Raw genomic sequence first — 9,154 nt, 5'->3', positions numbered from 1 at the left:
ACGGCGTCGAGCTCGACGAGGTGCGCCGCGAGGTCGCCATCGCGGACCTGACGCCGACGCAGGCCCGCGTGTACGCCGACGAACTCGAGGGCCGACAGTACGAGCTCGAACACGGGCTCGCCGAGCCGCTCGTCGTCATCGACAACGGCGGCACCCTCTATCTCGCCGACGGCCACCACCGCGCCATGGCCGCCCACGAGGCCGGCATCGAGGCGATGGACGCGTACGTGATCGTCCCGCAGACGCCGGTCGACCTCGGAATGGCGAAGACCGCGGAGAAGGAGGGGCTCCGCGTCGTCGACGACATCGAAGTCGTCGACTACGCGCGCCATCCGCTCGTGGAGACGACGAAGCGGCTCCAATAGGCTGCGACGACGCGTATCCGCCGCGTCCGTACGCCGATCCGGTCGACCGAACCAATTCGTGGCTTTCGCAGACACATTTTTATGAACAGACAAGAAGTGGGGAGTATGGGATCCCGAATCCGAAACGCGGTTAACAGGGCGAAGTACGCGGCCGTCGGCGCCGCGGTGGGCGCCGCGGTCGGCGGGCTGTGGAGCCGGAACGCGGCCAGCACCGGCGGCGCGCTGGGCGGGTTGGCCGGGGCGACGCTCGCCGAACTGAAGTCCGGCGCCGACGGCCTGTTCGCGGACGGGGCCGACGCGGACGCCGATGACGACGGGGGAGCCGAGGCCGACGCGGCGGCTTGACATCCTCCCCGCGCTGAAACGCGAGGCTTTCGCCTCGAATTTTCCGTAATCGGTCCGACGGGACGGCCGGTCCGCGAAGCGGATAGCCCGCGGGCGCGTCGGGAACGTCACCACGAGCCGGGCGAGCAGCGGCGGCAACGAGCGAGGCCTCCGGCGGCGGGGTCGGTCGGCTCGAACCGCCGGCGAGCGACGCGACCGGCGGGCGACACGGCTTCCGGAGGGGACGAAGCGGCAAGCGCGCCGGTCACCTCGTGGAGTGTGACGCCGCCGTGGGCGCCGTCCGGCGGTAGATTGATAATGCTGGTGTCGGGACGAGTGTCACATGACAACAGGGGATAGTTTGGTCGAACTCGACGAGGTGACGAAGCGGTTCGGTGATCTCACCGCGGTTGACGGCATTGACTTCTCCGTCCGAAAGGGCGAGTTCTTCACCCTGGTGGGCCCGTCCGGTTGCGGGAAGACGACGACGCTCCGGATGATCTGCGGCTTCGAACACCCGACGGAAGGCGAGGTTCGGATCGAGGGCCGGTCGATGGGATCGGTTCCGCCGGAGGCCCGGGACACCAACCTCGTGTTCCAGCAGCTCTCGCTTTTCCCCCACATGACCGTGGGTGAGAACGTGGGGTACGGACTCGCCAAGGCGGGCGTCGAGGCGAACGAGCGGTCGGAGCGCGTCTCCGAATACCTCGATCTCGTCGACCTCGGCGGGTTCGAGGACCGCAACCCGGGGGAGCTCTCAGGGGGCCAACAACAGCGCGTCGCACTCGCTCGCGCGCTGGTCAACGAGCCGGCGGTGCTGCTGCTCGACGAGCCGCTCTCCAGTCTCGACCGGAAGCTCCGGAAGCAGATGCAGGTCGAACTCCGGCGGATCCACAAGCAGACGCAGGGCGGGTTCTTCTACGTGACCCACGACCAGGAGGTCGCGATGACGCTCAGCGACCGGATCGCGGTGATGAACGACGGCCACATCGAACAGATCGGCCCGCCGGAGCAGATCTACCGCGAGCCGGCGTCCGAGTTCGTCGCTGACTTCATCGGTGACACGAACCTCATCACGGCGCAGATCGTCGAGCGGAACGGAACGACGGTCGCAGAGATCGGCGGTGAGGGGGGTTTCAGCGTACCGGTAGAGGACCGGGCCGGCGAGGTCACCATCTCGATCCGACCGGAGGATTTCACCATCGCGACGGGTGACGATGTCCTGCGCGGCGTCGTCGTCGAGCGGTACTTCCAGGGAGACCAGACGAACTACGTCGTCGACCCAGACGAGGATATCGACGAACTTCAGGTGGTCATTCAGGGACGCGAGTCGTCGGTCGACACCGGCGACGACGTCGCGCTGGGCGTGGTCGACGGCGCGCCGACCGTCTTCTGATCACCGTCTTCTGACCGCCGGGGTACGGCGGTTCGCCTCGTCGTGCGTTCGTACGCGGGTGGTTCGCGGTCTCGAAACGCCCCTCGAAACGGTCCCCCCGGTCGGGAGCTACTCCTCGTCGGCGACCGTTCCGGCGACGTAGCCGGTCACGTTGCCGACGTTCATCGCGACCGCCAACGCGACCGCGACGCCGAACACGATGAGCGCGGAGACGGCGTTGAGCTCCGGCGCGTCGAGCTGTCGGATCCGGCTGAACATCCAAATCGTTAACACGTCCGTGTTGGGACCGGTGAGGAACAGGGCCCGGATGTAGTCCTCGAACGACCGGATCCACGCGAACAGGAAGCCCGCTCCGACGGCCGGAGCGATCACGGGGAGCGTGATGTCTCTGAACACCGTGATCGGGTCCGCACCGAGGTCTCTGGCCGCTTCCTCCAACGACTCGTCGAAGGTATACAGCCGAGCCGAGACGATGAGGAGCACGAACGGAAGCCCGTACAACGAGTGGGCCAACACCACGGTCGTGAACCCGGGGAGGATGCCGAGCAGGTTCTGAAAGTAGATCCGGAGCGCCACGCCGAGGATGATACCCGGGATCACCATGGGAATAATTCCGAAGGTCCGGTACATTTCCCGGAGGCGGAACCGGTAGCGCGTCAGCGCGAAGCTCGCCAGCACGCCGAGTATCGTCGCGATCGACGCCGCCACCGTCGCGATCGTGAAACTCCCGGCGAGCGACGAGCGCATCGAATCGCTGCTGATAGCCAGCCGGAAGTTGTCGAGGGTGAACCCCTCGAACGGGAAGATGGTCACGGCGTTCTCCGCGAACGCGAGGAAGATGATGATCGCGAGGGGAACCCACAAGAAGAGGAGCAACAGCCCGGACACGACGTACAGCGAGGTGCTGAGTAGCTTCTCTACCTGCTGGTGGCCGACGAGCCGGGTCGGCTCCGTCGTTTCGTTCGACTCGGCGGTCTCGGTCGCCATCTCAGGCACCCCCCAGTTCCTCGATGCTCACGTACCGGAAGGCGAGGACCATCGCGCCGATGATCGAGACGAGTACGAACATCGACGCCGCGCTCGCGTATCCGATCGAGTACGTCCCGGCGACCCGGTTTTCGATGAGCATCCCGATCATCTGGATTTTCCCCTGACCGAGGAACGTCGGCGTGATGAACGCGCCGACGCTCGGGACGAAGACGAAGAGGCTCCCGCCGATGATCCCGGGGAGCGTGAGCGGGATCACGTGGTCACGGAACACCTCGACCCGCGACGCCCCCAGGTCGCGGGCGGCCTCGATGATCGAGAAGTCGAGACCGTCGAGGCTCGCGTACAGCGTCAACAGCATGTACGGGAAGTACGCGTGCGTGAGTCCGACGATGATGGCCGGGATGCCGTAGTTGAATATCGCCAGCGGGGCGTCGATCAGCCCCCAGTTCATAAGCGTGCTGTTGATCACGCCGCCCGGGCCGAACATCAGGACCCACGAGTACGCCCGCACGAGGTACATCGTGAAGAACGGCAAGAGGACGAAGAAGATGACGACTTTGAACAGCCGTCCCCCGTTCCGCGCGAGCAGGTACGCCAGCGGGAACGCGAGCGCCAAACACAGCACCGTGGTCACGGTGGCGATGACGTACGAGAGCCACAGCGCCGTGACGAACGGGGTGTTCCATATCGCGCCCCCGCCGTCGAAGAGCGACCGGTAGTTGCTCAGCGTCGGCTCGTAGATTATCTGATACGTCAGCGAGCTGACTTCGAAGAAGCTCACGGCGACCATGAACGCCAGCGGCGCGACGAGCAGCGTGAGTATCCACGCCGCGCTGGGGCCGACCGTGACGCCGAGCCGACTGCGCGGTCCGCTCAACAGCCGCACCGCTCTCGCCCGCCTGCTCTCGTCCGGCTGGTCGGTCGACATCTATGCCGCCTTGACCTCTTCCCACGTGGAGAGGTACGCCTCCTCGACGTCGGAGGCGATGTCCTTGAGCGAGTACATCCCTTCGAGACGCGAGGGATCGATCCGCCCGTACAGTTCGTTCTGTTCCTCGGTCAGTTCGTCCGCCACGTTGGGGTTCGTGCTCGGCGAGAAGCCCGCCTCGGCGAGGGCCGCGCCGTTCTCGGGCGTGATGAACTCGTTCACGACCTCCCACGCGGTCTCTTGGTTGTCCGAGGCGGCCGAGACGACCGCGGTCTCGTACCACGCCAGCGCGCCCTCTCTGGGAGCGACGAACTCCACCCAGTCGTCGCCCTCGCTCCGCATCTGGACGGTCTCGTTGCGCCCGCTGTGTCCGACGAGGAAGTTACCCTGCCGGAACTCCTGAATGAAGGTCGGGTCGGGGGCGATGTACCCCTGTAGTCGCGACTTCTGGTCGATGAGCACCTCCTGGATCTCCGTGAGCTGCTCCTCCGTGAACGTCATCCGCGCGCCGGACATGGCGTCGTCCATGCCGAGGTACAGCGCCGCCGCGGGGATCGTCTTCGCCGCCTCGTTGTACATGATGATCTCGCCGTCGAGGTCGGCGTCGACGTAGTCCTCCTCGAACAGGATGTTGTAGCTCGGCTCGTGGTCCGGAACGCTCCGGGAGTCGTAGGAGTAGCCGTACCAACCGAAGCGGATCGGAACCCCGTAGGCGTCTCCGCCCTCCGTGAACTGTTCGTCGACGAACGTCTGGAACCGGTCGTACATCGAGTCGAAGTTCGTCACCACGTCGCGGTTCACGGGTGCGACGAGGCCGGCGTCCATGAACCGCGGAACGAGGTTGTTGTTGGGGACGGCGATGTCGTACTGCGCGTCTTGGCCGGCGCTCCACTGCGAGAACATCTCCGTCGACGACGTCGAGGGAGTGATGTTGAGTTCCACCCCGTCGAGCGTGGACTCGATGTTCTCTTGCATCTCGGCGTACTCCTCCCACGTGATGATGTTGATCGTGGTCGTCCCGTCGCCGCCCATGCTACCGCCGTTGCTACCGTTGCCACCGCCGCCACCGCTGCCACCGCCGCCACCGCCGCTACAGCCGGCGAGTGCGACCGCACCGGCCGCACCGGCACCGGCGATGTACTGACGACGACTCACGCTCCTGTTCGATCGTGCCGAGTCCTCGTGACTCGTTGGCATACGCCGTATGTACGAAGTGGAGTAAATAAATATTCCCCACGTAATACATATACAGAGTTATTTAATTTATCTGCTGTTATTGGGGTGTATCCGTGCTTTCGACGCGCTGCGGGGCGATTCGTCCGTGAACCGGTGTTACGGCCCAGCGCTCGTCGCGCGGATGGCTTCGGGAACGCCTATACGGGCGGGGAGAGTAACGGCTCGTCATGAGCGAAGACGTGGCGCCGGACTCGCCGCCCGACGTCGGTAGTGCGGGCTGGTTCGCTGTCGCGGTCGCCGGTGCGGACGACGACGCCGCGGCGCGCCGCGACCGAATCCTGACCGGGAGCGCCGCGTCGCCCGCCGACTGGCCCGCGCGCGCCGTCGAGGCCGGATTCACCGGCGACGCGGACGAGTACTACGACCGGCTCAAGGCCGCGACGACGCGCGCCACCCGCGAGGCGGTCCGCGAGCGGGAGCGCGCGGACGACGCGCAGCTGATCCACGCGATTCGAGCCATGGACGACGCCGAGCGGACCGCTAACGAGCTGGCCGAGCGCGCCGTCGAGTGGGCGGGGAGCCTCTTCGACGACGTCGACCCCGGCGTCGAGGGCGCCCGAGCCGTCGCGGCGCGCGAGCCCGAGGGCGAGGTCGAGCGACGGGCCGTCTCCCTCGCCGAGCGCGCGGCCGAACTCGACGACGAGCGGGCGGCGCTCGCGGAGACGATCGGCCGGATCGCGCCCGCGGTCGCGCCGAACCTCACCGAGATGGCCGGGCCGGAACTCGCCGCGCGGCTGATCGCGCTCGCGGGCGGGCTGGAGCCGCTCGCGAAGAAGCCGTCGGGCACGGTTCAGGTGCTCGGCGCCGAGGACGCGCTGTTCGCGCACCTCTCCGGACGAGCGCCCTCGCCGAAACACGGGATCATCTACACGCACGAGTTCGTCCGCGGGACGCGGCCCGAAGACCGGGGGTCCGCGGCGCGCGCGCTCGCCGGGAAGCTCGCGCTCGGCGCGCGTGCGGACCACTACGCCGGCGAGCGCCGGGAGCGACTCCACGACGACCTCCGCGAGCGGATGGCGACCATTCGGGCGCGGGCGGACGGCGAGGGGGACGCGGGCGAGGCGGAAGACGGAGAGACGGAGGACGGGGGGGCCGCCGATGAGTGAGTCCGCCCTTCCCGACGGGGTCGAACGTCGCCAGATCGAGGGCGGGCGGCGGTTAGCGACCCGGGGCGAGCCCGTCTACGGCGAGCCGACCGCGGACGGCTGGCGCGCGTGGGACCCCGAGCGGTCGAAGCTCGGCGGGATGCTTGAACTCGGGGTTGAGACGGGGCTTACGGGCGGCGAGACGGTCCTCTACCTCGGCGCCGCGAGCGGCACCACGGTCAGCCACGTGGCCGACTTCGCGGGCCCGACCTACGCGGTCGAGTTCGCGCCCCGGCCGGCGAGGGACCTGCTCGACGCCGCGGCGCCGCGCGACCGCCTGTTCCCGCTGCTCAAGGACGCGCGGAAGCCGGAGACGTACGCGCACGTCGTCGAGGCCGACGTGGACGCGATCGTTCAGGACGTGGCCACGCGCGGCCAGGCCGAGGTGGCCGTACGCAACGCGCAGTTCCTGGCGGACGACGGGCGGCTGCTGCTCGCGGTCAAGGCGCGCAGCGAGGACGTGACGGCGGATCCGGAGACCGTGTTCGAGGGCGCGCTCGGCCGCCTCCGAGAGGCGTACGAGATTCTGGAGACGCGGCGGCTCGACCGGTTCCACGAGGACCACCTCGGCGTCGTGGCGACGCCGAAGTGACCACTCGTCGGGGTCGAAGCGGTCCTCGATCCGGCAGTCGAAGTGGTCCGCGAGGCTGAAGGCGAGCTCCAGCGAGGGGTCGTACCGCTCGCGTTCGATGGCGTTGATCGTCCGGCGAGTGACGCCGACCGCGGCGGCGAGGTCGGCCTGGCTCTCGCCGGTCTCGGCGCGTCTGTCTGAGACGTCGTTTCTCATGTGCGCCGCTTGTAGTAGAGGACTGACGCGCCGAACGCGACGAAGCCCCCGAAGAGGGTCCAGGTCGCGCCGTAGAACTCGCCCGGAAGCGTGACGACGCCGCTCCCCTGTAGCGCGAGCCCGCCGGGCGTCCCGAGGACGGACACGTACGCGAAGCCGTTCATCGTGTTCTGGCTCGCCTTGCGCTCGATGGTGGTGTCGCGCTCGTCGTACAGTTCGACGGGGCTGAACCGCTGGACGAGCCCCAGCCCGAGGCCGCCGGCCCAGTACAGGGCGACGCCGAGGACGAAGCGGTCGAGGGCGATACCGATCCACAGCGCGAGGACGCCGGCGCCGAGCGGGCCGTACGCGATGCGTTCGTAGCGTTTCCGTGAGGAGGGCCGAGTCGTCGCGGAGGTGGTGTGTTCGCTTATGCTGGGGGTAAAGCGAGCGGGAACTGTGTGTAACGCTCGCTTTACAGTAACGGACACTGTACGTTAGAAACTAAGACCGTCGCCGTCGAAGACGACTCTGGTCCGCGACGGAAGGGACGGTCTTACGCCCCGTTTCCGCCGTTTCACCACGACGGCGGCGAGAAGCCGGCGTCTTCGAGGATCGGCTTCCAGCGCTGCTGGACCGAGAGCCGCGAGACGTCCATCGCGTCCGCGACCGCGGACTGCGACCGCTCCTCGCCCCGGATCAGGCCGGCGGCGTAGAGGCTGGCGGCGGCCGCGACGCGCTTGCCGCGGTCGTCGTCGGGCGCGCGGGAGAGGAAGAGGTCGACCGCGGTCGAGCGGGTCTCCTCGTCGAGGTCGAGGGAGACGCACGCCTCCTCGAGCAGCTCGATCCACGCCTCGTTGTCGACCCGGTCGCTCGCCCGGTACACGCGCCGAGGTAGTCGCGGGGGATATATAAACGGCCGCGTCGGCCGGCCGCGCTCCGCCCGCGGTCGCCGTCCCGAGGTTTCCGACGTCCGCCGGCCTCAAGTCGACCGCACACGTATCGCGCGTATGTCGACACAGCAGTGGGACGAGACGCGGGTCCGGGCGCTTCACGACGACCTCGTCGAGCTGTACGAGCCGGTCGACCGCGTCGCCGAGCACGGCGCGGACCCGACCGCGGAGCCGGGCGAGGGCGTCCGCCAGCTGGTGACGACGATCCTCTCGCAGAACGTCGCCGACGAGAACACGCGGCGCGCATCGGAGGCGCTGTTCGACCGCTACGACGACTTCGCGGCGATAGAGGCGGCCGACCACGAGGAGCTGAAGGAGACGATCCGCGTGGCGGGCCTCCCCGATCAGAAGGCAGCCCGGATCCGGCGCGCGCTGACCGCGATCCGCGAGGAGACCGGCGGCGCGTACTCGCTGGCGTTCCTCGACGCGATGGCCACCGACGACGCGAAGGCGTGGCTCACGGAGATCAAAGGCGTCGGCCCGAAGACCGCCAGCGTCGTGTTGAACTTCCACTTCGGGAAGCCGACGATGGCGGTCGACACCCACGTCGAGCGCGTCTCGAAGCGGTTCGGGTTGGTGCCGGAGTCGGCGTCGAACGAGCGTGCGCACGAGGTGTTGGACGAGCAGGTGCCCGACGAACTGATCTATCCGCTTCACGTGTTGTTGATTCGGCACGGCCGCGAGCACTGCTCCGCTCGGGGCGCCGACTGCGACAACCCCGTCTGTGACGAGTACTGCGACTGCGAGTACTGCTGAGACGGTGGAGCGGGGTCAGTTGGTAGTGGTTTATAAGCGAACGGTGACGCCCGCTTGGTAGCGAACACGTCCAAAGCCCCGGCCGCGAGGGCTCGATGCGCTCGCTGCGGTCCTCGTCGCTCACTCCGTTCTCTCCTGCGGTCTCGCCGGCGGCTCCGCCGCCGGCTGTCCGAGAGACCTTCGGTCTCTCGCTACTTGCGTCGCGCGTCTTCGCCCTCGCGGCCGCCCCTTTGAGTCCCACCCCGCACGGCACCGCAACCGCACCTCACACCTCCCCAGCCTCGTCGGCCGCCCT

At 68.0% G+C, this 9,154-nt stretch carries 11 protein-coding genes and 1 pseudogene; 6 read left to right on the top strand and 6 right to left on the bottom strand.

All coding sequences use genetic code 11. The features are described from left to right. The 3 genes from BM286_RS15010 to BM286_RS15000 all read left to right on the top strand — a co-directional run. Nucleotides 1–365 (top strand): ParB-like protein (locus BM286_RS15010; RefSeq protein WP_167603431.1); only part of this gene is annotated, 365 nt, incomplete at its 5' end. 105 nt (nucleotides 366–470) lie between these two features. Next, entirely contained in the window at nucleotides 471–710 is a 240-nt protein-coding gene (locus tag BM286_RS15005) for a glycine zipper domain-containing protein (protein WP_092924371.1), read from the top strand. 322 nt (nucleotides 711–1,032) lie between these two features. Next, on the top strand, nucleotides 1,033–2,085 hold the full coding sequence (locus tag BM286_RS15000; RefSeq protein WP_092924368.1) for an ABC transporter ATP-binding protein: 1,053 nt from the start codon (nucleotides 1,033–1,035) through the stop codon (nucleotides 2,083–2,085). A gap of 108 nt (nucleotides 2,086–2,193) precedes the next feature. Here the strand turns inward: BM286_RS15000 and BM286_RS14995 are convergent, their stop codons facing one another. Genes BM286_RS14995 through BM286_RS14985 form a run of 3 tightly spaced genes read right to left on the bottom strand, consistent with a single transcriptional unit; the run spans nucleotide 2,194 to nucleotide 5,200 of the window. Continuing rightward, a complete protein-coding gene (locus tag BM286_RS14995) occupies nucleotides 2,194–3,072 on the bottom strand; it encodes an ABC transporter permease (protein ID WP_092924365.1) in 879 nt (292 codons plus the stop codon). A 1-nt stretch (nucleotide 3,073) separates the two neighbouring features. Further along, nucleotides 3,074–4,003 (bottom strand): ABC transporter permease, encoded by a 930-nt coding sequence (locus BM286_RS14990; protein WP_092924362.1) that lies wholly within the window; start codon nucleotides 4,001–4,003, stop codon nucleotides 3,074–3,076. After that, nucleotides 4,004–5,200, bottom strand: coding sequence for an ABC transporter substrate-binding protein (locus BM286_RS14985; protein WP_092924360.1), 1,197 nt, complete (start codon nucleotides 5,198–5,200; stop codon nucleotides 4,004–4,006). A 206-nt stretch (nucleotides 5,201–5,406) separates the two neighbouring features. Here BM286_RS14985 and BM286_RS14980 point away from each other — a divergent pair, with 206 nt between their 5' ends. Further along, on the top strand, nucleotides 5,407–6,345 hold the full coding sequence (locus BM286_RS14980) for an NOP5/NOP56 family protein (protein ID WP_092924357.1): 939 nt from the start codon (nucleotides 5,407–5,409) through the stop codon (nucleotides 6,343–6,345). Continuing rightward, entirely contained in the window at nucleotides 6,338–6,976 is a 639-nt protein-coding gene (locus tag BM286_RS14975) for a fibrillarin-like rRNA/tRNA 2'-O-methyltransferase (RefSeq protein ID WP_092924355.1), read from the top strand. Before BM286_RS14980 ends, BM286_RS14975 begins: the two co-directional genes overlap by 8 nt. 6 nt (nucleotides 6,977–6,982) lie before the next feature. Here the strand turns inward: BM286_RS14975 and BM286_RS14970 are convergent. From BM286_RS14970 to BM286_RS14960, 3 genes and pseudogenes are all read right to left on the bottom strand, one after another. Further along, nucleotides 6,983–7,171 (bottom strand): annotated as a pseudogene (locus BM286_RS14970) (helix-turn-helix transcriptional regulator); the annotation flags it as partial. Then, nucleotides 7,168–7,584: a DUF2178 domain-containing protein gene (locus BM286_RS14965; protein WP_092924374.1), complete on the bottom strand. Its 417-nt coding sequence runs from the start codon at nucleotides 7,582–7,584 to the stop codon at nucleotides 7,168–7,170. The pseudogene BM286_RS14970 and the gene BM286_RS14965, both read right to left, overlap by 4 nt. A gap of 143 nt (nucleotides 7,585–7,727) precedes the next feature. After that, the gene (locus tag BM286_RS14960) at nucleotides 7,728–8,036 is read right to left on the bottom strand and encodes a cyclin (protein WP_092924352.1); all 309 of its coding nucleotides are present in this window, start codon (nucleotides 8,034–8,036) and stop codon (nucleotides 7,728–7,730) included. Between the two features lie 124 nt (nucleotides 8,037–8,160). On the opposite strand from BM286_RS14960, the gene BM286_RS14955 reads away from it, so the two are divergent. Continuing rightward, nucleotides 8,161–8,859, top strand: coding sequence for an endonuclease III domain-containing protein (locus BM286_RS14955; RefSeq protein ID WP_092924349.1), 699 nt, complete (start codon nucleotides 8,161–8,163; stop codon nucleotides 8,857–8,859). The last annotated feature ends 295 nt before the right edge of the window (nucleotides 8,860–9,154 follow it).

The organism is Halorubrum sodomense, from assembly GCF_900111935.1.
In the GTDB taxonomy this organism is placed as follows: Archaea; Halobacteriota; Halobacteria; order Halobacteriales; family Haloferacaceae; genus Halorubrum; species Halorubrum sodomense.
The sequence above is the reverse complement of the archived record's forward strand: the minus strand, read 5'-3'. Positions and strand labels throughout refer to the sequence as shown.

What these genes read in the sequence shown, in the direction of transcription:
- BM286_RS14980 (WP_092924357.1), top strand. Translation starts at nt 5,407, where the DNA reads ATGAGCGAAGACGTGGCGCCGGACTCGCCGCCCGACGTCGGTAGTGCG.
- BM286_RS14995 (WP_092924365.1), bottom strand. Translation starts at nt 3,072, where the DNA reads ATGGCGACCGAGACCGCCGAGTCGAACGAAACGACGGAGCCGACCCGG.
- BM286_RS15000 (WP_092924368.1), top strand. Translation starts at nt 1,033, where the DNA reads ATGACAACAGGGGATAGTTTGGTCGAACTCGACGAGGTGACGAAGCGG.
- BM286_RS14955 (WP_092924349.1), top strand. Translation starts at nt 8,161, where the DNA reads ATGTCGACACAGCAGTGGGACGAGACGCGGGTCCGGGCGCTTCACGAC.
- BM286_RS14975 (WP_092924355.1), top strand. Translation starts at nt 6,338, where the DNA reads ATGAGTGAGTCCGCCCTTCCCGACGGGGTCGAACGTCGCCAGATCGAG.
- BM286_RS14990 (WP_092924362.1), bottom strand. Translation starts at nt 4,003, where the DNA reads ATGTCGACCGACCAGCCGGACGAGAGCAGGCGGGCGAGAGCGGTGCGG.
- BM286_RS14985 (WP_092924360.1), bottom strand. Translation starts at nt 5,200, where the DNA reads ATGCCAACGAGTCACGAGGACTCGGCACGATCGAACAGGAGCGTGAGT.
- BM286_RS15005 (WP_092924371.1), top strand. Translation starts at nt 471, where the DNA reads ATGGGATCCCGAATCCGAAACGCGGTTAACAGGGCGAAGTACGCGGCC.